The sequence below is a fragment of the Paremcibacter congregatus genome (assembly GCF_006385135.1).
Taxonomy (GTDB): domain Bacteria; phylum Pseudomonadota; class Alphaproteobacteria; order Sphingomonadales; family Emcibacteraceae; genus Paremcibacter; species Paremcibacter congregatus.
Genome location: NZ_CP041025.1, coordinates 3,210,242 through 3,230,393, shown reverse-complemented (window position 1 = coordinate 3,230,393; position 20,152 = coordinate 3,210,242). Strand labels below are relative to the sequence as shown.

Below are 20,152 nucleotides of genomic sequence, written 5' to 3'. Positions count from 1 at the left end.
GTGCAGGTGTTCGTCTTTTTATGATTAAATTTTATGGACTTAAAAAGTGGAAAGCAGGGGGGGATGGAATCGCACCCCTGCTTTCGCGGCGTCTTCCCTTCGGAGGGACCGGGAAGACGTATTTTGTGAATGATGATACGACCTTTCCTTCAAGAAAAGATCGTATCAAGTTACGCCAAGGAAGTTACCACTGTTTCACAATATTAAAGCTCAACACCCGGCCTTCTGGAGAGTGGGCGTTGGGGTCGTAATTGACTTCCGAGTTTTGCCGAAGAGACTGGACAAAAGGCGGATTCTGATCAAACAGGTTGCGGGCACTGACCACGAAGGACGTATTGTCCAGCCAACCGCCGAAACGATCACCTGTGTTATAACGCAACGACAAATCAGTGGTGGTCCAGGAATCGACCGGAACACCATCGGGATCGGAGATATTGTCCGTATATCCATCAATATGACTAAGCCTTACACTGGCTGTGAACCCTTCAAGTGTCCAGGAAACCCCACCATTGAGCCGCAGGTCAACCGGGTTTTGAATAACATTCAAAGCATCCTGAGCCGGTGCACTGGCTGTAACTTGCTGCATAAAGTCGAGGAGATACGTGCCACCAACGGAAAAATTGAACGTTCCGGAATCCACTGTTTCCAAAGCATAGGAGGCTGAAAAATCAATGCCTGACGTTTCCGTCCTCGCGATATTGGACACAAAGCCACGAAATACGGCATCCGCATCGGAGAAATCACGTAATGGCGGAATGAATGTCGTAAAATTGAACTGACCATACCTGTCAATCATGGCCTGAGTTTCGGCATCCGGCGCATTCAGATCTATCAACTCTGCCAACGTCGGATCTGTGAGGATGCTGAACAGACTTATGAAAGGTGGCGCTAATATCCTGTCTTTATATTCTATGCTGAAATAGGTTGCACTCACATTAAGTCCTGAAAGGGCTGCAGGGGAAAAGTCAAATCCTGCTGTCCAGATATCGGCAGATTCAGGCTGTAAGGCCGGGTTCCCGTCGCCAGCAAGTGCGACAAGAACATTGCTTCCACCTTGTGCATTTGTGGCGTTGAGCAGGAAGGCGAAGTTCGCACTATCGTCCAGTTCCGTCAATAAAGGAGCTCGGAACGAAGTGCTATATGTACCCCGCAAGTTCAACCCCTCGAAAGGAGACCATTTGACTCCAATTTTAGGATCGGTTGTATTACCAAAGTCACTGTAATCTTCATAGCGCAACGCCATGCTGACTTCCAACTTTTCTACACCTGGCATCCGGTTGTCTTCACCGACAAGAGGGACAAACAGTTCGCCAAATGCCGCTTTGACGTTACGGTCAAATCTGGTCATAGCTGTGGGGTTGAAAAAATCCTCTTCTCTGTAATGTCCACCAACCGCCAGTTTGACCTTCCCGCCGGGAAGTGTAAAAATGGTGCCATCTGCAAGAGCATCCAGAGAAGTTGTTTCGGATTCCCGTATAGTTGTTCCTGTTACAGTCTGGGCTGCAAACTCGAAAGTTTCAATGTTGGTATCAAGGCGGTTGTAGCCGCCAACGACCTTGATGCGCCAGTCATTATTGATGGTGTCTCCGAGGTCAACGGTCACTCCCAAGGTGCCGCCATACTGCTTGGTGGCGGAGGTTAGACTCGAAAAGGGAATAGCGGGCGGAAGGGGAGCAGGGCGTGGCTGGTTAACCAGGCGCGCACTGTCCCTGCGGCTGAAGTAGGCCTTGGTGGAAACTTCCAGATTATCGGCCAACTTCTGACCACCGGTTGCGAAAATGCTATAGCGCTCATGTTCGGGTAGGAGGTGGTTAAATTCGGGAGCGTCTTCTGAGAACGGGCGGTCTTTGGCGTCTAAGGCATCCCGGCTGCCATATTCACCGGTAATCAGCGCATGTCCATCATCCCAGGCGCGACCAAATGTCTGTCCCACCTGAATTTCTTCCAGCCCACCCTGCGTGGCGAAACCATACCGCATACGGGTTTCTGCGCCATCATAATCTTTGCGAACTTTATAATTCACCACCCCGCCGACAGCATCAGAGCCGTAGGTCGCGGAGGCCCCGTCGGCCAGGACTTCGATGCTTTCAATGGCGGCGAGTGGAATCATCGAAATATCGACAAAACTGCCATCGGACCCAGCAGGAGACAGGCGTTGGCCGTCCAGTAAAACCAGGGTTGATGTATTGCCAAGGCCCCGCAGGTTTACCCCACTGCCCATGACCAGATTCCCACGTGACGCTGCGGAGGAACCACCAAATTGGGCGGCGGTGCTTTCGCTAAAGCCCCCATTAAAGTTCTGCGGCAGGCTACGCATGAAATCAGGCAGGGTGGCAAAACCCTGAAGGTCAATCTCGCTACGGTCATAGGTAAAAACCTTGGACCCTACTGCGCCCGCACCGCGGATGTGGGAGCCGGTGACGATGATCTCCTGGAGCTCCATCAGATCTTCTTCTTCCTGGCTGTTCCCGGTCTGCCTGACTGCCTGGTCTTGTGAGTTTGACGTGGCGTCATTTTGTTGTTCTGAATTTTGATACATGGCCAGTTGGGTAGAAGATGCGTTTGCGGCAATTCCAATCTGATCGGCGCTGGATACGATGGTGATTTCACCATCTGCGCCCCGGGCATATTTCAGGCCGGACCCGACAAGAAGCCGGGACAGGGCCTGATAAGGTGGCAGGTTGCCGACCACTTTCGGGGCCGTCTTGTTTTTGACCAGGGCGCTTGGGGCGACGACGACAATATCGGTCTGTTCGGAGAATTTCAGTAAAGCGCTCTGTAAGGACTGGGCGCCGATGTCAATTTTCTGGCTGGCTTCTTCGGCCTGTGCGCTGACACCATATGGTGTCATCGAGAGGACGACCGCTGAAACCGCGCCAAGGAATTTTGATCTCATTCTGGGTCCAGATGCGATCTTTTTTATTCCATTTTCCATTATTTTCTTCCCTATTCTTTTCTAAAGATGTCATGACGTGAACCCGCAAAAGGCATCGCGCCGCAGAGGGCACGCCATGCAGCGCCAGTTCTTTTTTCATGGCGCTGTACGGGAATGACGCATGGCTAGATGCAATCGTCTAAACATCTGCAAAAAACGCCGCGAAATAAATCAGGTTAAAGAATAGTCCAGAAATAAATAAATTTTACCGGTTGCATCGCTTGCGCGGCTGATCTGATGATCAGGCCGGGTTGGCTTGCTTGCGCCGCAGGATGACCTCGCCATCGCGCTGATCGGCTTCCAGCCCATAGGCGGCGATCAGGCTACGGATCATCTGTTCTATCTGTTCGGCGCGAAAGGACGCTGTAATCCGCAGTTCCCCGAGGTCGGTTGAGGCCAGGCGAATTTCCTTGCGGTAATAGCGGTTGGCGTCGGCGACAACTTCCCGCAACGTTTCATCCGCGTATACCAGTCGTCCGGAACGCCAGACGCCTATTTTCTGGGACGGCAATTCGCGGATAAAGGAAGACCCGCGGACGGCGGCAATGATTTCCTGACCGGCGGTGAGAACATTCGTACGCAAGTGGCTTTCCTCTGTCCCGGGCGGGTCGGACGGGGAAGGCTGCGGGGAAACATTGGCTGTCGCCTGCTTTGTCAGGGCCGATGGCGTGGCCGGAACCCTGTCGACTTCGACAATACCTTCGAGCACAGTGACTTTGACTTCGCCCACCCCGTGCCGCATATCAAATTTTGTGCCAACCACCCGGACACGGGTATCGCCGGCGGTGACGATAAAGGGGCGGGCGGGATCTTTTTCAACCGCGAAGAAGGCCTCGCCCTGGGCCAGGGTCACCCGCCGTTCCGTATCGGTGAAATCTGTACGGATCATTGATTTCGCCCCGAGCGTCACCCGGCTGCCGTCCGGCAGAACAACATCGCGAATTTCCGAAATCTCCGTGGCGTGCACTGTGCCGCCTGAGAAAAATGTGGTGTCCTGCAGAATAAGAAGAGATGTCATGATCAGCAGGAAAAGCGCTGCTGCCGCACTCATCACGCGGCGGAAACCGCCAGAATTTTTCACACTCTGGAGGTGCAGAGATTGTTGTGCCGCGGCGGCCCCGGTTTGCTCGGACGGAAAATCAGACACGGCGATATCGGGCGTATCGACCAGATCGGCCAGTCCCTCGGCACCGCTCAATCCGGCCCACAGTCGTCGGGCGCGATCATATTCTGCCCGGTTGGCCGGGTCCTTCGCCAGCCAGGCGTCAAAGTCACGCCGGTCCTGGGGACTGGGGGGCTCGGATGATAAATGCACGATCCACAGCGCCGCCTGTTCCTTCACGGTCATATTGTCAGCCATCATAAACGCCATATATCAATCCTCGTTTCCGGGTCCGATCCCGGCATCATCCATGGCGGACAGACACTCTGAAAACGCCATGGCGACATGATATTTCACTGTGGTTTGGGACAAGCCGGTCCGCTTGGCCAAGTCAACATATGACATGCCATGAACGCGATGCAAGAGCAATAGCTCGCGTCTTTTCTTCGACATGTTTTTCAGGGCCCGTCGCAAAATGTCACATTCCTCTTTCCCCAATATGACGCGTTCGGGGGTCAAATCGTCGAAAAGCCTGAATTCGGCGGCGCGATCTTCCGCCACCTGCCGCAAGTGATTGTTGCGGGTTTTTGCTTTTTTATGGTGATCGAATATGATGTTGCGGGCTGTGGTGAGCAGAAACGCATGCGGGTTACGTATGGCGTAGGGGTCTTCCAGAGCGGCGAACTTACAAAAGGCGGTTTGCACCACATCTTCTGGGTCGGGGGGGCCGCCGCCAAAAGTTTTGCGGATATAGGCACAGAGATCTGTCTGGCAATTATAATAGACTTCTGTCAGGAAACGGTTCCGCTGCAGGGGAATAGACATGCTTTCCAGCGTGGCGGCAGGGGACGTGTCGATAGACGATATCTGATCGGCATTATGTGAAGTATCCCCCAATTTGTTGTCGGTTTTGTAGCCTGACACAGTAGCCTCCCGCTGCTGCTTTTTTCCTTTGAAGCTAATACACCCTCTCCGACAAATGCAAGAGGAATAATGATCCTTTATAGCATGATTCTCGGCGGGAAACCATATTTTTCATATCTGGCAAATGGTTACCTTAAGGAAAATAATCGTGATTTTCCGGTCTGTTCACCAGTTTTTTTGTCCGGAAATATGCCGGTTAGAGGGAGCCGGGCATCGTTTCCCGAAGACAGGGCAAAGGATTCTTCTTGCAATTTAATAAATGACTGGTTATTTATTAATAAAAGGAGTCGCGATAACATGACCTTACGCAAGCCTGCCGAACCAAGAAAGAAACCACCAACAGAGGCATCTTCTCCCGCAGGGGGACGCCCGGATGCGCCGCGATGGCGCCGCAAGCCGGAAGAACGACCAGAGGCTATTCTGGACGGGGCCTTGATCGAGTTTCGCACGCGGGGATTTTCCGGGGCGCGCATTGAAGACATCGCCCGGCATGCCGGTCTGTCCAAGGGCACGGTATATCTCTATTTTGACAGTAAGGAAGCCATGTTGCAGGCCTTGGTGGAAAGAACGGTTAAACCGATCGCCATGGGTCTGCAGCAGATGGCTGCTCAGATGCTGTCGGCGCCGGCTGCGGATATGTCTGTCAGCGCGGCCGATATGTTGCGAATGATGTTGCAGATGGCGGCGCAACGCACGGTGGATTCCAAGGTGAGCGCCATGCCGCTGTTAATTATCGCCGAGGCCGGAAATTTTCCCGAACTGGTGCACCGGTATCGAGCGGACGTGGTCGAGGTGGTGATGCAGGCGGTCGAGGGTGTGATCGCGCGGGGTATTGAAAATGGGGAATTCAGAAGAAATGTGACGCCGCATATTGCCGTGCGCTCTTTTATTGGCGTCATTCTGTTACAGTTGATCTGGAACGGGGTGTTTCTGCGGTCTGACGAAGATCCGCTTTCGCCGGAAGAGATTACGCAGTCTCACCTTGATCTGTTCCTGAACGGTATTGTGGCGGAAAAGGAGAAGAACTGATGCGTCAGATCATTTTAGGTCTTTTGGCTCTTGCCCTGGCGGCGTGTGGCGATGATGCCCCGCAGACTGTTTTGCAGGGGTATGTGGAAGGCCACTCTCTGAATCTGGCGCCCCGGACGTCTGGTATTCTGCAGCAGGTCACGGTCAGGGAGGGTGACCGGGTGGCGGCCGGTACGGTGTTGTTTCACCTGGATACGGCAGAGGCCACGGCGCGTCTTGAGGAAGGAATTGCGGCGCGGCAGGCCAGCGCGGCCCAGCTTGCCAATCTCCGCAAAGGCGGGCGGCCAGAAGAAATTCGCGCGGCGCAGGAAAATCTCGCCGAAACCAGGGCGGCATTGATCTTGGCGGAACAGAGTTTTCAGAGAAGTCAGGATCTGGTGGCGCGCGGCGTTGTGCCCGTCGCCCGTCTGGATCAGGATCGGGCGACCCGGGATGCCGCCAGGGCGCGGGTGACCGAGGCGCAATCGCGGCTTGATCTGGTGCGGCTGCCGGCACGGGAAGACGTTATCGCCGCCGCCGAACGGGATGTGGTGCGTCTGGAGGCCGCCGTGCGTCAGGCGCAAATTGCTCTGGAGGACCGGACGGTACAGGCGCCAGTGGCGGGCCGGGTTGAGGAAATATTTCGCCGGCAGGGTGAAGCCGCAGGTCCCGCGCAGCCGGTGTTGTCTCTTTTGCCGCCGGGGCAGATGCGCATTCGTTTCTTTGTTCCGGAAAAGATGTTGCCCCGGGTGCATCCGGGCGGGGTGATGGATCTGTACTGCGACAATTGCCCGGCCGGTTTGCAGGGCAAGATTACCTTCATCGCCCATGAGGCGGAATTTACCCCGCCGATTATCTTTACCGAAAAGGAACGGGCGAAGCTGGTTTATATGTTTGAAGTCACGCCTGATCACCCGGATAAATTTCTCAATGGTCAGCCGGTTGAAGGAATTCTGCCGTGACAGGCGGGGCAAAAATGCCGACCGAGACTGTCATTGATGTTCGGGGCCTGACCAAGATATTTGACGGGCGGACGGTGGTTGATAACTTTGACCTCACGGTGCCGAAAGGCGCGGTATATGGCTTCCTCGGGCCCAACGGGTCAGGCAAGACCACGACAATCCGCATGGTTTGCGGGTTGCTTACCCCGGATGCAGGTGAGGGAAGCTGTCTGGGGTGGGATGTGGTGCATCAGCCGGAACAAATCAAGGCCGAGGTCGGTTATATGACCCAGAAGTTCTCCTTGTGGGCGGACCTGACCATTGGCGAAAACCTGGACTTCATCGCCCGTATGTTTCAGGTAAAGGACCGACAGCGGCGGGTTCAGGCGGCGCTGGAAGATCTGGGGCTGGCGGGGCGGTCGCATCAGTTGGCCGGGTCTCTGTCCGGAGGCTGGAAGCAGAGGCTGGCGCTGGCGGCCTGTATGATTCATGACCCGAAGCTGTTGTTGCTAGACGAACCGACGGCCGGGGTGGACCCCAAGGCGCGGCGGGAATTCTGGGACACCATTCATGAACTGGCCGACAAGGGGGTGACGATTCTGGTGTCGACTCATTATATGGATGAGGCCGTGCAATGCGATTACATAGTGTATATCGCCTATGGCAAGAAGCTGATTGACGCGCCTTCAACCGAGATCGCGCAAAGGGTCGGGCTTTATACCTGGCGGGCGGAAGGCAAGGGTTTGAAAGCGGCGGCGGCGCAACTGAAAGACGCACCGGGAGTGGAACAGGTTTCCCGCTTTGGCACCGCCCTGCATGTCAGCGGACGGGACAAGGCGGCGTTGGACAAGGCCATCGCCCCGTTGCGCAATGATCCCGATCTGATGTGGTCAGAACGTCTGGCCGGCCTGGAGGAGGCCTTTATTCATTTGATGAGCGGCGCGGAGGACAATTTCTGATGGTGAGATTTTCCCTTTCCCGCCTTGTGGCGGTGCTGTTGAAGGAATTTATCCAGATGCGCCGGGACCGTATGACGCTGGCCATGATGATCGCCCTGCCGATGATGCAGTTGATCATGTTTGGTTTCGCCATCAATACCGACCCGCGCCATTTGCCGGCCGCCCTGATGGATCGGGATCAGTCGGCCTTGTCACGGGCTGTGGTCGCGGCGGTTGAAAACTCCACATTTATTGACATAAGCCACCGGCCGGTTACAGAAGACGAGGCCGAAAGGCTGATGCGGGAAGGGCGGGTCAATTATCTGATGATCATTCCGGAGCATTTCTCCCGTGATCTGCACCGGGGTCTGCGGCCACAGATGCTGTTGGTCGCCGATGCAACAGATCCCTCGGCCGCCTCGGGGGCGCTCAATTCAATCAACCAGATTGTGGCTTCGGGGCTGCGGCGTGATTTTGGCGGTGCGGCCGTCGCGTCTGATCCCTGGCCGGTGGAGGTGGTGGTTCATCGACGGTATAACCCGGCGGGGCTGACCCATTATAATATCGTGCCGGGGCTGCTCGGGGTGATCCTCGCCATGACCATGAGCATGATGACGGCGGTGGCACTGACCCGGGAAAGTGAGCAGGGGACCATGGAGAATCTGCTTGCGACCCCGGTGCGGCCGTTGGAAATGATGCTGGGAAAGATTGCGCCTTATGTGATTGTTGGTTATTCCCAGACAGCGGTGATCCTGCTGGCGGGCTTGTATATCTTTCATATTCCTTTTGTCGGGTCGCTATTGTTGTTGCTGGCGGTGACAACTCTTTTTGTGGTGGTGAACCTGATTCTGGGTTTTCTCTTCTCTACACTGGCCCGGACTCAGATGCAGGCCTTGCAAATGACCTTCTTTCTGTTGTTGCCACAAATCCTGTTGTCGGGTTTTATGTTTCCCTTTCTCGGGATGCCGCGCTGGGCCCAGGTGATCGGGGAAGTTTTGCCGGCCACCCATTATATGCGTCTGGTGCGGGGTATTATGCTGAAAGGCGCCGGGCTGGGGGATCTGACAACGGAAATCTGGCCTTTGCTGGCCATTCTTCTCGGGGCGGCCTCATTAGCGCTGTTACGGTACCGCCGCACACTGGACTGATTTTACGACCCTATGGTGACTTTTCAGGATAATATCGTTTTTCTCACCTTAGATTATTTCACGTATGAAATAACTGATTGACAAATTTGAAAAGTATTTTAGACTTAAAATTAACGATAAAAACGAATATAACCTTAAAAGTGATTTAATAGAACAATCAGGGAGTATAATGATGTTCAGGGACGATATAGGTCAATCCGGCCAAAATTCTAATTTTGTTCACAAACAATCCAAAATTCTGCACGCCTTAAAATATGGCGTTGCGATCAGTGCGCTGAGTATGGCGTTGCCAATGGGCGCGGCACACGCGCAGGAAGCTGCATCTCAGGAACCGTCCAAAGCAACCAACGCTTTCCTGGATGAAATCACAGTAACGGCGCGGAAGCGGGAAGAGAACCTGCAGGATACGCCGATTTCGATTACCGCTTTCTCCAGCGCCGGTATCGAGGCGCGCGGCATTTCCGATATTTCCGAGATTGGCGAGTTTACCCCGAACCTCGTGTTTGATAATACCGCCGCGATTTCAGGCTCAAGCTCCTCTGCGGCGATTTATATTCGCGGCATTGGCCAGATTGACTGGGCGCTGGCGACTGATCCGGGCGTGGGTCTCTATCTCGACGGCGTTTATATCGCCCGTTCCGTCGGCGGTGTGATGGATATGCTGGATGTGGAGCGGGTTGAGGTTCTCAAAGGACCGCAGGGAACCCTGTTTGGCCGCAATACCATTGGCGGCGCGATCAGCATCACCACCAAAAAACCGCATGAAGAGCTCGAAGGCTATGGCGAGGCGACCATCGGCAGCGATAATAGAACTGATGTCCGGTTCGGAATCAATGTGCCGATTTCTGACACGTTCATGACCAACTTTTCCGGGTCCCGCAAGACACGGGACGGTTATGTGAAAAACCTGCTTCCGGGCGGTCCGTCATTGGGCGGGGAAGATTCCTGGTCCGGTCGGGCGTCCTTCCGCATTCTGCCGTCGGATAATTTTGAAATCAACATCGCGGTTGATGGTACCCGCGAACGCGAAGACCCCGCCGCCAACGTCTTGATCGGTGTGGATGAGAACGCTTTCTTCCCTCTGGTGGCCAATGGCGCCATTCCGATTTTCAATGACCGCCATGGTCTGCCGATGCCGAGTGCAGTTTGCGCCGACACATCCAATGCGGCCCGCCTGCAGGATCCGACCTGCTGGAATGCCCAATGGATTGCCGGACCACACGCGACATATAGCACTCATACAACGCCGAATGAACTGGTCAACACGGTTCTCGGACGTCCGATGGAACCGAAATCCGATCTGGATATCTGGGGCGTATCATTAGGAATGGATTGGGATATCAATGATGACCTGACCGCCAAGTCGATCACGGCTTACCGCGAAGTCAGCGGTTTCTGGTCCCGCGACGTCGATCATTCCCCGCTGCTTATTCTGCAGGCGGTCAATGATTTCCAGCAGACCCAGTTCACACAGGAATTCCAGCTTCTGGGCAGTGCCGCAGACGGGGCGCTGAACTGGATTGCCGGCCTGTATTATTTCCAGGAAGACGGCACCCATCTGGATATCGTGGAACTGCCGGGATCTGTCTTTAACAGTGGCGGTTCTGTCGACAATACATCCAAGGCGGCTTTTGGTCAGGCGACCTATGATTTTAATGATAAACTGAGCCTGACGCTTGGTGCGCGCTGGACCGACGACAAAAAAATCTTCCTGCCGAAATCACTTGTGGCGCAGGATAATGGTCTGGGCATTCCGGTGGGAACCGAGGTCTTGCCTCTTGTAGACAGTGCGATCTGCGGGGAAGCCGTGGCCACCGGGGACAGCGACGCGGTCGTTGCCCAGAAAAACAGCTGTATTACAGCCAAGGTGTTTGATGTTCATGCCAACCTGTCCTATCGCTGGACAGATGATTTCATGACCTATGCGTCTTACTCCGAAGGCTATAAAGGCGGCACCTTCACGCAGCGGGTTTTCCCGGCGCGTCCCGATGTGCCAAGCGCCCGCCCGGAAAAGGTGAAAGCCTATGAAGTTGGGTTCAAATCCAGCTTTATGGATAACAGAGTACGCCTGAACGGGGCGGCTTTCCTCACTGATTATACAGATATGCAGGTGAATGTGACCGAACAGACACCGGGCACGACATCTGATCAGGACATCGGCATCATCACCCGGAATGCGGCGGCGGCCGAAATTAAGGGTGTAGAGCTGGAATTGACTGCCGTGCCGACGGATGAACTTGTGATCGAAGCCGGTCTGGGGTATCTCGACGCCCAATATACCGACATTAACGCCGAGGCGGCTTCCGCCGGTTTGACGCAAGATCATCTTCTGGTCAATACACCGGAATGGTCCCTGAATATGGCGGTGGGCTATACCATTGCGCTGGGGTCTGACTGGACGGTAACGCCGCGGGTGGATTATTCCTATACCAGCAAAATTGCCAATGACGCGAAGAACACAAACCTGTTGATCCAGCCGGGCTTGTCTCTGCTGAATGCGGCCTTCATTTTTGAAGATGAAGACAGCAACTGGAAAGTCAAACTTGGCGTGCGCAACCTGACCGACCAGACATATCTGGTGGCGGGTGATAACTCCACAGACGGCGTTTTCGAAGGCGTCTATGCACGGCCACGGGAATGGTCGATCACTGTGAAGCGTTATTTCTAATGTAATCGGGTATCCCTGATCAGGTTGCGTCCTCTCCCTGATCAGGAAACCTAAAAGGCTCCGGAAGATATCTTCCGGAGCCTTTTTTCATGCGCGTGAGGGGAAATGGGAGGACTAAATCAATCCGGCCCAGCCTTTGCGGATATGGTCGGCGGTGCGCAGGGCCAGGGCATGCACGGTATAGGTCGGGTTGACTCCGCCGCTAGTGGGAAACAATCCCGGTCCGGCGATAAACAGATTGTCAATCTCATGGGTCTTGCCAAAGCTGTCGGTGACAGAGCTTGCCGCATCCTTGCCCATGATTGTACCGCCCATGATATGCATGGCGCCGGGTGGCCCGGTCCAGATGTCACGGGCGCCGGCGGCCGCGAAGACTGCTTTGCCGTCTTTCAGGCTGTCCTGCCACAGGGCGTGAGAGTCCGGGTGGGCGTCGTGATGGGCCTGGGCCAGAGGCAGGCCGAAGGCATCCGTGGCCTTAGACAGGCGCACCTGATTTTCCCGAACCGGAAGATCTTCCACGCAGGCGGTCATGGTGGCAAAACCCAAGGTGGCTTCTTTCATGAAGCGGGTGAGGGCGTCACCGAACAGGGCCGGATTGCTGCCGGCAAAGCCCAGCAGGTCATTTGGCTTGGTCGCCTGGGCGATCATCCACTGATAACTGCCGAAGCCCTGATCTCGTTTGTCCTTGTGATCGTAATGATCCTGATTGAGCAGTTGCCCGCCAGTGGCGCCGAAGTAGCACTGGGTGTCCTCGTCAAACAGGCCATAAATCAGCCCGGCGGTATGGCTCATCAGATAGTTGCCGACCAAACCATTGCGGTTGGCGATCCCGTTGGGATGCTTGTCGTTCGCCGACAACAACATCAGGCGCGGCGTTTGTATGGCGAATGCTGCGAGGATCACCAGTTTTGCCGGCTGGTGAATCTGCTGACCGTTCTGATCTATATAAATCACGCCAGTAGTCTTGTCGCCCGTGGCGTTGGTCAGGACTTTGCTGACGGTGGCGTGATAGCGGATTTCCGCGCCGAGGCTCAACGCATCTTTCAGACTGGTGACCAGAGGGTTGGCCAGCGCGCCGATCGGGCAACCGGCATCACACCAGCCGTCCCAGATGCAGGCGTCGCGACCTTTATACTCCTCGGTATTGATCGCCAGGGGCAGGGGCGCGGTTTTCCGGCCAAGCTTTTCGAACCCGCGCGCGATGATCTCGCCGTGAGACAGGGTGGGAACCGGGTCCATGGGGTATGGTTTGCCTTTTGGCCGCCAGACTTCGGCGCTGGCGTCGCCGGAAATGCCGAACCCGTCCTGTATTCTGTCATACCAGGGCATAAGGTCGTCATAGGAAATCGGCCAGTCAAGGCCGCGATCATGGCGGCTTTTCATGGTGAAATCTTCGGCATGCAAGCGCGGCCAGACCGCATAATGATGCAGGGCGCTGCCGCCGGCGCCGTAGCCGCTGTTGAAATTATTACCGACGGGTTTGGTGCCGCTTTCCTCGACAGGGGCGCCGCCCCATTTCAGTTTACGTCCGTCCAGCCCTGAACTGACCAGATCGGCGAGCTGACGTTCGGGGCCAGCTTCCAGAATCAGGGTTTTCTTACCGCTTTCGGCCAGTTGCGCCGCCAGGAGACTGCCGGCCGCGCCGGACCCTACAATAACAACATCATATTCGGGGTGGTGTGTGACAGGTGCGGTCATGTCCAGCTCCTTTTTTCCGGCTCAATATGGGCGAGATAGGGAATATCGAGTTTCTCGAACCCGTCCCGGGTGCCGTAAGTGACGTCAATCGCGTCGGAGCGCAGGACAAAATAAAAGAATGGCGCGGGGGGCGCCTTATCCCAATCCGGTGGATTATTCTGCGTCATATGCGCGATATAAGCCTGCAGACCCGCGGCGCTGGTGTCGTGAAGGCTGTTTTTCAAGGCGCGGAGCGCCGGACGATAGAAGTCAATATAAGGGGCGGGAACACCGAGATATTTGAGGATCAGCATCGTGTCGGCAGAAGGGGCGGACAGCTGGTGATCGATATAATGGCTGAAGCCGGCGGCCTTCGCACCCGGCACGATCGCGTCGCCGAGGCGGGCCAGCAGATCGGCCTCTTCCGGGGTAAGGATCTGAAAGGGAAGGTGCCTTTCCTGAGCCGCGGCCGGGCTTAAGGACAGGGCCGTCCCGCCGATAAAGTAACTGAGTAAGATCGCGCCCGAAGTTTTATGAAAGTCTCGCCTGTTCATTGTTATGTGATTCCCTGATATTTTGAGTCATGTTATTTTTTTGAGGTCAGGGACAACGGCGAAAAGGCCGGGCAGATCTAGGTCAGTCGAACATGTCATCCACCGGGTTGCGATGGGTGGCGGCCACACGGGCGGCCTGTTCATATATTCCTGTCATAAGATCAAGGATCTGGCTGGCGTTTTCCATCTGGTCATTCATGCCGCGCACCGTCTCCGTCAGCTTGACCAGCAGTTTCTTCCGCAGCATCACATAGCGGTCGATTACGGTCATGCCTTCTTCTGTCGTCCTGTAATAAACCCCTTTTTTCCGTTTATCCGTTGTTGTCTTTTCGATCAGTTTTTCCTGCATCAACTTACGAATAGTATATTGCACGTTGGTAATGTCATCGCGGTTGAGCAGTCTGCCGATTTCCGTAATGCCTTTGGGCCGGTTGCGCATGGCGATCACATTGAGGATCGCCCCGTCACTGGCGCTAAGATTTTTACCTGACGCAGCGGCCATGCCCTCGACTTGCCAACGGGTAAAGGCTTCAAAAGACCGAAACAGGGAATATTCCAGTTCGGTAATGGCGATTTCCCGGGGGGTCGTGGATAGATGCCAGCGTCTGTCAAAGGCTTCCGTATTTTCTGTCTTGTCATCTTGCATGATTTAGGATCTTTCTTTCCCTTAAATGTCGCCCTTGCAGGTATGGGATCTGCGGGGCAGTCCAATAAAGGTCAGCTTAGGGAAGTAAGACCGGTTTGAAAACAGTGAATTAAAAAATACTGAAAAACTCTCCTATTTTTATATGGATTCTTATTGTTGTTTTTATCATGAAATTATGTATAAGATAAAAATAACGAGCGTGCAAGTGAATTGCGGCCAAAATCCAAATCCAAAATCAGGATGCTTCATCTTTTTACAAAAAGGAGACTAAATCATGTCAGACCAAAATAGTTTGTTTACCCGTAACCAGTTCCGTCTCGGCCTGTTTTCCGCCAACTGCTCGAGCGGTATGGCGGTGACAAAAATCCCGGAACGTTGGGTTAATAATTGGGAGAATAACATCAAAATGGCGCAGATTGCCGACCGGGTCGGGCTGGATTTTCTGCTGCCGATCGCCCGCTGGGTCGGGTATGGCGGTGAAACAAACTTTCATGGCAGTGTTCTGGAAACCATGACCTGGGCGGCGGGGTTGCTGGCCAAGACCGAGAATATCAATGTTTTCGCCACCATGCATACGGCCTTTAATCATCCGGGCGTCGTGGCCAAACAGATTGCCACCATCGATCAGATGTCGGGCGGCCGGGCCGGACTGAATGTGGTGTGCGGCTGGAACAAGCCGGAATATGAGGCCTTTGGTCTTGACCTGCCTCAGGACCACGCGAGCCGCTACCGTTACGGTCAGGAATGGTTCGATATCGTATCGAAACTGTGGTCGGAAGAAATGCCGTTTAACTGGGACGGTGAGTTTTTCACCCTGAAAGATACGTACGGCGATCCCCGTCCGGTGCGGGACAATGTGCCGATCTTTAACGCCGCCGGTTCTCCGGAAGGGCGTGAATTCGCAACGTCCAACGCCAACTTCCTGTTTACTTCGATGATTGAACTGGAAAAATCGCGGCAGGAAATCAAGGACCTGAAGGTTCAGGCGGCGGCGAAGGGGCGTGAAATCGACATGCTGACCTTTTCCTATGTGGTCTGTCGTCCGACCCAGGAAGAAGCCGATGAATATCATCAGTATTACGCGCGGGAGAATGCCGACTGGGCGGCGGTGGATAACATCATCAATCTGATGTTCCAGCATGCCCAGTCTTTCCCGCCGGAAATGCTGCAGAGCCTGCGGGAACGTTTCGCCGGTGGCCACGGCGGGGTGCCACTGGTGGGGACGCCGGAAGTGGTGGCGGACGGATTGATCAAGCTGCATGAGGCGGGCTTTGCCGGCACCACCTTAGCCTTTGTCAATTATGCAGAAGAATTGCCCTATTTCGCCGAAACCGTCCTGCCGATACTGGAAGCAGCCGGAATCCGGGTTCCGGTCTAAATCTGACAGGGTAGACATATAATACTAGGGCAGACATATAATACTAAAGGTGGAGACGGGAGGAGAATCCCTAAGCCTTTGTCCTATAGTCACTGCCCCGGCTTTCGCGTATAGTTTTCCCATAGGGAGACTTACATGACTGCAGAAGTATCTGAGGGGCCGCCGCTCAGCATCGTCACTGGCGATAAAGACGCGGCCCTGATTACCCAGACCATCGGGGATCGTTTTGATCAGGCGGTGAAGGTTTACGGCGATCGCAACTGTGTCGTGGTCTGCGATCAGGGGGTGCGCTGGACCTATTCTGAATTTGCCGGGAAGGTAACGGATTTCGCTGCCGGGCTTCTGTCGCTCGGGCTCGTCCCGGGGGACCGGGTCGGCATATGGGCCCCGAATTGCGCCGAATGGCTGATCACCCAATATGCCACCGCCAAGGCGGGGCTGATCCAGGTGAATATCAATCCGGCGTACGGTCAGGCGGAACTGGAATATGCCCTGAACAAGGTGGGCTGCAAAGCCTTGATTACGGCTGAACAGTTCAAGAACAGCGCCTATATCACTATGCTGCAAACTTTGGCGCCGGAACTGAACCGGTCGGCCCCCGGGAATTTGCAGGCGGCAAAATTACCGGCGCTGAAAACCGTGATCAGGCTCGGGGACGCGCAGACGCCGGGATTTTTTAATTTTGATGCGATTATGGCGCGGGCCGATGATGATCTGCGCACTCAGGTGAAGGTGGTGCAGACCGGGCTTCGCCCCCATGACGCCATCAACATTCAATTCACCAGCGGCACGACCGGGGCGCCGAAGGGCGCGACCCTGACCCATCATAATATTCTCAATAACGGCTATTTTGTTGGCCAGGCGATGAAATTCACCGAACAGGATCGTTTGTGTATTCCGGTGCCTTTGTATCATTGTTTCGGCATGGTGATGGGCAGCCTGACCTGCATCACCCACGGGGCCTGTATGGTTTTACCGGGCGAGGGGTTTGATCCGGCCCAAACGCTAAAGGCGGTCATGGATGAAAAGTGCACGGCGTTACATGGGGTACCGACCATGTTCATCGCCGAACTCGACCTGCCGGACCTGAATTCCTATGATTTAAGCAGTCTGCGCACCGGGATCATGGCGGGGGCGTCCTGCCCGATCAAGGTGATGAAGCGGGTTTTCACGGAAATGCATATGACCGAGGTGACGATCGCCTACGGCATGACGGAAACCAGCCCGGTCAGTTTTCAGAGCAGCACCGACGACCCCATTGAACATCGGGTGTCCACCGTTGGCCGCATCCATCCGCATGTAGAGGTCAAGGTAATTGATGAGGCGGGAAACATCACGCCGCGCGGGGTCCGGGGGGAACTTTGCACCCGGGGCTATTCGGTGATGCAGGGCTATTGGGCCGACCCTGAACGCACGGCGGAGGCTATTGATGCCGAGGGATGGATGCACACCGGTGATCTGGCGACCCTGGATGAGGCGGGCTATTGCAATATCGTGGGTCGGGTCAAGGATATGGTGATCCGCGGTGGCGAAAATATCTATCCCCGGGAGGTGGAAGAATATTTCTACCGTCATCCTAAAATCCAGGACGCGCAGGTTTTTGGCGTGCCGGATGAGAGGTTTGGCGAAGAACTCTGCATCTGGGTCCGCCTGAAGGACGGCGAGCAGGCGACGGAAGATGAAATGCGCACCTTTTGTCGGGGGCAGATCGCCCATTATAAGATTCCGCGTTATGTGGTTTTTGTCGAGGATTTTCCCATGACCGTGACCGGTAAAATTCAAAAATTTAAAATGCGCGAGCACATGATGGCCACACTCGGCCTCACAGAAATAAAAACGGCTTAAAATATACAGGAGTACGCCTTTCATGACCATTCCAGGGCTTATGCAAGATAATGATTTGATGATTTCCTCTTTGATCCGCTATGCGGCCGCCTATCACGGGCAGCAGGAAATCGTCACCCGCACGGTCGAAGGACCTATTCACCGCTATACCTATGCGGAAGCCGAAAGCCGGTCAAAGCAGCTGGCGAAAGTGTTGATCAACCGGTTCGGCATCCTGCCGGGGGACCGGGTCGGCACGCTCGCCTGGACCACTTACCGGCATTTTGAACTGTTTTATGGCGTGTCCGGCATGGGGGCGGTTCTGCATACCACCAACCCGCGCCTGTTCGCCGAACAAGTCAGCTATATCATCAATCATGCGGAAGACCGGGTCCTGTTTATTGACCTCGATTTTGTGCCGATGGTGGAACAGCTTCTACCTGAACTCGGCGGCATTGAACAGTTTATCATCCTGACCGATCGGGCCTATATGCCGGATAGCAGCCTGCCCGGCGTCTTATGTTATGAAGAGCTTTTGGCCGCCGAGGATGACCAGTATGACTGGCCGACCTTCGATGAGAAATCGGCTTCCTCGTTATGTTACACCAGCGGTACCACCGGCAATCCCAAAGGCGTGCTGTACAGCCACCGGTCGACGATTATCCACGCCCTGTCCGCGGCACAGAACAGCGCCTACGGCCTGTCGGTCTATGACACCATCATGCCGATTGCGCCGATGTATCACGCCAACGCCTGGGGCCTGCCTTATGTGGCGGCGATGCTGGGGGCGAAACTGGTGCTGCCGGGGGCGAAAATGGACGGGGAAAGCATCCATGACCTGATTGAAACAGAGGGGGTCACTTTTTCCTGCGCCGTGCCGACGGTCTTTTCCATGCTGTTCCAGTATCTGGAGGAAACCGGCAAGAAGGTCGAGGCCCTGCAACGCACCATGATCGGGGGATCGGCGGTGCCGAAAGCCATGACGGAAACCTTCCGCGAGACGTATGGCGTGACGGTATTGCAGATATGGGGCATGACCGAAACCAGCCCGCTCGGGGTGATCGCCTCGCCCACGCCCGAGATCGACGCCCTGCCGGCGGAACAGCGCGAAGAAATTATGGACAAGCAGGGCCGGGTGCAATTCGGACTTGAAATCAAGGTGTTGGATGAAGCCGGTCATGAGGTGGCCCGCGACGGGGTGGCCTATGGTGATCTCTGGGTGCGGGGACCGTGGGTGACGAGCGGCTATTATAAAGCCGAGGGCGGCAAGGTGTTGGATCAGGACGGCTGGTTTCCAACCGGCGATGTGGTGACCATTGACCAATATGGCTATATGAAGATCACTGACCGGTCGAAAGACGTGATTAAATCCGGCGGCGAATGGATCAGTTCCATCGATATCGAAAATCTGGCGGTAGGGCACCCGAAGGTGCTGCAGGCCGGGGTGGTGGGCATTTTTCACCCGAAATGGGAAGAGCGTCCGATCCTGGTGATCAAACCCGCGCCGGGGGAACCGCCGACAGAGGCCGAGATCAAGGCGTTCCTCACCGGCAAGATCGCCAAATGGTGGATGCCGGACGCGGTGTTTATTGTAGATGAAATGCCCCTGACAGCAACCGGAAAAATCAAGAAGATTGCCCTTCGCGAACAATATAAGGATTGTTTAAGCGGTTAATTTCCTTATAGTATCAGATCAGCTATAGGGAAAATGTTAACAGGGCCGCAACAGGCTTGGGCGCACCGTGACAGATGTAAAACGTATCTTAATCGCAGATGATCATCCGCTTTTCCACGAAGCGTTGAAAGGGGTCGCGCTGGCGATCTTTCCGGCGGGGTCCGAATGCGTCTGTACCAGCACGGTCAGGGAAACCCTGGAGGCGCTGGAGCGGAGCCCGGCGTTCGACCTGATCCTCCTGGATCTGAAACTGCCGGGGGCAGAGGGATTTTCCTGTCTCACGACCGTGCGGGGCAAGGCGCCGGCGGTGCCGGTGGTGATGGTCTCTTCAACCGATGATGTCGATATTGTACGGGAAAGCTTCTCTCACGGGGCGATGGGCTATCTACCCAAATCCTCCCCGCCGGAAGTGATGAAAAACGCCATCCGGCTGGTGATGTCGGGCAGCAGTTACATCCCGACCGAGGCGCTGGGGCTGATGGGAACGCCTCTCGCCCCTCCGGTTGCGGCGGAACCACAGGCTTCTGATACGACACTCCCGGAGCTGACCCCGCGACAGCATGCGGTGCTGGAACTTCTGGCCGAAGGCAAAGCCAACAAGATCATTGCCTATGAACTTGATATTAGTGAAATCACGGTGAAGGCCCATGTTTCGGCAATTTTGCGCAAACTCGGCGTCACCAATCGTCTGCAGGCGGTGATTGCCGCTAAAAACATTTCTCAAAAAAAATAAG

At 55.1% G+C, this 20,152-nt stretch carries 15 protein-coding genes; 9 read left to right on the top strand and 6 right to left on the bottom strand.

What is annotated here, in order from left to right; genetic code table 11:
* Nucleotides 1-184 precede the first annotated feature (184 nt).
* The 3 genes from FIV45_RS14240 to FIV45_RS14230 form a co-directional block, all read right to left on the bottom strand.
* A complete protein-coding gene (locus FIV45_RS14240) occupies nt 185-2,896 on the bottom strand; it encodes a TonB-dependent receptor (protein WP_165777098.1) in 2,712 nt (903 codons plus the stop codon).
* 280 nt (nt 2,897-3,176) lie between these two features.
* Nucleotides 3,177-4,307, bottom strand: a complete 1,131-nt coding sequence (locus tag FIV45_RS14235; protein ID WP_099475077.1) for a FecR family protein — start codon at nt 4,305-4,307, stop codon at nt 3,177-3,179.
* 3 nt (nt 4,308-4,310) lie between these two features.
* Nucleotides 4,311-4,961 carry an RNA polymerase sigma factor gene (locus FIV45_RS14230; RefSeq protein ID WP_099475078.1) on the bottom strand — a complete coding sequence of 217 codons (651 nt, stop codon included), beginning with the start codon at nt 4,959-4,961 and terminating at the stop codon, nt 4,311-4,313.
* Nucleotides 4,962-5,258: 297 nt separating this feature from the next.
* Here FIV45_RS14230 and FIV45_RS14225 point away from each other — a divergent pair, with 297 nt between their 5' ends.
* The 5 genes from FIV45_RS14225 (at nt 5,259) to FIV45_RS14205 (ending at nt 11,664) form a co-directional block, all read left to right on the top strand.
* Nucleotides 5,259-5,990 (top strand): TetR/AcrR family transcriptional regulator, encoded by a 732-nt coding sequence (locus tag FIV45_RS14225; protein ID WP_165777099.1) that lies wholly within the window; start codon nt 5,259-5,261, stop codon nt 5,988-5,990.
* On the top strand, nt 5,990-6,931 hold the full coding sequence (locus FIV45_RS14220) for an HlyD family secretion protein (RefSeq protein ID WP_099475080.1): 942 nt from the start codon (nt 5,990-5,992) through the stop codon (nt 6,929-6,931). The genes FIV45_RS14225 and FIV45_RS14220 overlap by 1 nt, the downstream gene beginning before the upstream one ends.
* A gap of 14 nt (nt 6,932-6,945) precedes the next feature.
* Complete coding sequence (locus FIV45_RS14215; RefSeq protein WP_099475096.1) at nt 6,946-7,869, top strand: ABC transporter ATP-binding protein; 924 nt, start codon at nt 6,946-6,948, stop codon at nt 7,867-7,869.
* A complete protein-coding gene (locus FIV45_RS14210; protein WP_099475081.1) occupies nt 7,869-8,996 on the top strand; it encodes an ABC transporter permease in 1,128 nt (375 codons plus the stop codon). Before FIV45_RS14215 ends, FIV45_RS14210 begins: the two co-directional genes overlap by 1 nt.
* 172 nt (nt 8,997-9,168) lie before the next feature.
* A complete protein-coding gene (locus tag FIV45_RS14205; RefSeq protein ID WP_181040084.1) occupies nt 9,169-11,664 on the top strand; it encodes a TonB-dependent receptor in 2,496 nt (831 codons plus the stop codon).
* Between the two features lie 114 nt (nt 11,665-11,778).
* Here the strand turns inward: FIV45_RS14205 and FIV45_RS14200 are convergent, their stop codons facing one another.
* The 3 genes from FIV45_RS14200 to FIV45_RS14190 all read right to left on the bottom strand — a co-directional run bounded on the left by FIV45_RS14200 (nt 11,779) and on the right by FIV45_RS14190 (nt 14,541).
* Nucleotides 11,779-13,362 (bottom strand): GMC family oxidoreductase, encoded by a 1,584-nt coding sequence (locus FIV45_RS14200; protein WP_099475083.1) that lies wholly within the window; start codon nt 13,360-13,362, stop codon nt 11,779-11,781.
* Nucleotides 13,359-13,895 (bottom strand): gluconate 2-dehydrogenase subunit 3 family protein, encoded by a 537-nt coding sequence (locus tag FIV45_RS14195; RefSeq protein ID WP_099475084.1) that lies wholly within the window; start codon nt 13,893-13,895, stop codon nt 13,359-13,361. The genes FIV45_RS14200 and FIV45_RS14195 overlap by 4 nt, the downstream gene beginning before the upstream one ends.
* Nucleotides 13,896-13,977: 82 nt before the next feature.
* Entirely contained in the window at nt 13,978-14,541 is a 564-nt protein-coding gene (locus FIV45_RS14190; protein ID WP_099475085.1) for a winged helix DNA-binding protein, read from the bottom strand.
* A 274-nt stretch (nt 14,542-14,815) separates the two neighbouring features.
* Between FIV45_RS14190 and FIV45_RS14185 the strand changes: the two genes are divergently transcribed.
* The 4 genes from FIV45_RS14185 to FIV45_RS14170 all read left to right on the top strand — a co-directional run bounded on the left by FIV45_RS14185 (nt 14,816) and on the right by FIV45_RS14170 (nt 20,151).
* Nucleotides 14,816-15,919: an LLM class flavin-dependent oxidoreductase gene (locus tag FIV45_RS14185; RefSeq protein WP_099475086.1), complete on the top strand. Its 1,104-nt coding sequence runs from the start codon at nt 14,816-14,818 to the stop codon at nt 15,917-15,919.
* A 135-nt stretch (nt 15,920-16,054) separates the two neighbouring features.
* Entirely contained in the window at nt 16,055-17,764 is a 1,710-nt protein-coding gene (locus FIV45_RS14180) for an AMP-binding protein (protein WP_099475087.1), read from the top strand.
* Between the two features lie 22 nt (nt 17,765-17,786).
* Nucleotides 17,787-19,418, top strand: a complete 1,632-nt coding sequence (locus FIV45_RS14175) for a long-chain-fatty-acid--CoA ligase (protein WP_204602371.1) — start codon at nt 17,787-17,789, stop codon at nt 19,416-19,418.
* A gap of 67 nt (nt 19,419-19,485) precedes the next feature.
* Nucleotides 19,486-20,151 carry a LuxR C-terminal-related transcriptional regulator gene (locus tag FIV45_RS14170; protein WP_204602372.1) on the top strand — a complete coding sequence of 222 codons (666 nt, stop codon included), beginning with the start codon at nt 19,486-19,488 and terminating at the stop codon, nt 20,149-20,151.
* The last annotated feature ends 1 nt before the right edge of the window (nt 20,152 follow it).

Bases quoted from the DNA above. Each gene is read 5' to 3' on its own strand.
- FIV45_RS14220 (WP_099475080.1), top strand. From the start codon at position 5,990: ATGCGTCAGATCATTTTAGGTCTTTTGGCTCTTGCCCTGGCGGCGTGT.
- FIV45_RS14210 (WP_099475081.1), top strand. From the start codon at position 7,869: ATGGTGAGATTTTCCCTTTCCCGCCTTGTGGCGGTGCTGTTGAAGGAA.
- FIV45_RS14200 (WP_099475083.1), bottom strand. From the start codon at position 13,362: ATGACCGCACCTGTCACACACCACCCCGAATATGATGTTGTTATTGTA.
- FIV45_RS14205 (WP_181040084.1), top strand. From the start codon at position 9,169: ATGTTCAGGGACGATATAGGTCAATCCGGCCAAAATTCTAATTTTGTT.
- FIV45_RS14235 (WP_099475077.1), bottom strand. From the start codon at position 4,307: ATGGCGTTTATGATGGCTGACAATATGACCGTGAAGGAACAGGCGGCG.
- FIV45_RS14225 (WP_165777099.1), top strand. From the start codon at position 5,259: ATGACCTTACGCAAGCCTGCCGAACCAAGAAAGAAACCACCAACAGAG.
- FIV45_RS14215 (WP_099475096.1), top strand. From the start codon at position 6,946: ATGCCGACCGAGACTGTCATTGATGTTCGGGGCCTGACCAAGATATTT.
- FIV45_RS14185 (WP_099475086.1), top strand. From the start codon at position 14,816: ATGTCAGACCAAAATAGTTTGTTTACCCGTAACCAGTTCCGTCTCGGC.
- FIV45_RS14195 (WP_099475084.1), bottom strand. From the start codon at position 13,895: ATGAACAGGCGAGACTTTCATAAAACTTCGGGCGCGATCTTACTCAGT.
- FIV45_RS14190 (WP_099475085.1), bottom strand. From the start codon at position 14,541: ATGCAAGATGACAAGACAGAAAATACGGAAGCCTTTGACAGACGCTGG.
- FIV45_RS14175 (WP_204602371.1), top strand. From the start codon at position 17,787: ATGACCATTCCAGGGCTTATGCAAGATAATGATTTGATGATTTCCTCT.
- FIV45_RS14240 (WP_165777098.1), bottom strand. From the start codon at position 2,896: ATGAGATCAAAATTCCTTGGCGCGGTTTCAGCGGTCGTCCTCTCGATG.
- FIV45_RS14180 (WP_099475087.1), top strand. From the start codon at position 16,055: ATGACTGCAGAAGTATCTGAGGGGCCGCCGCTCAGCATCGTCACTGGC.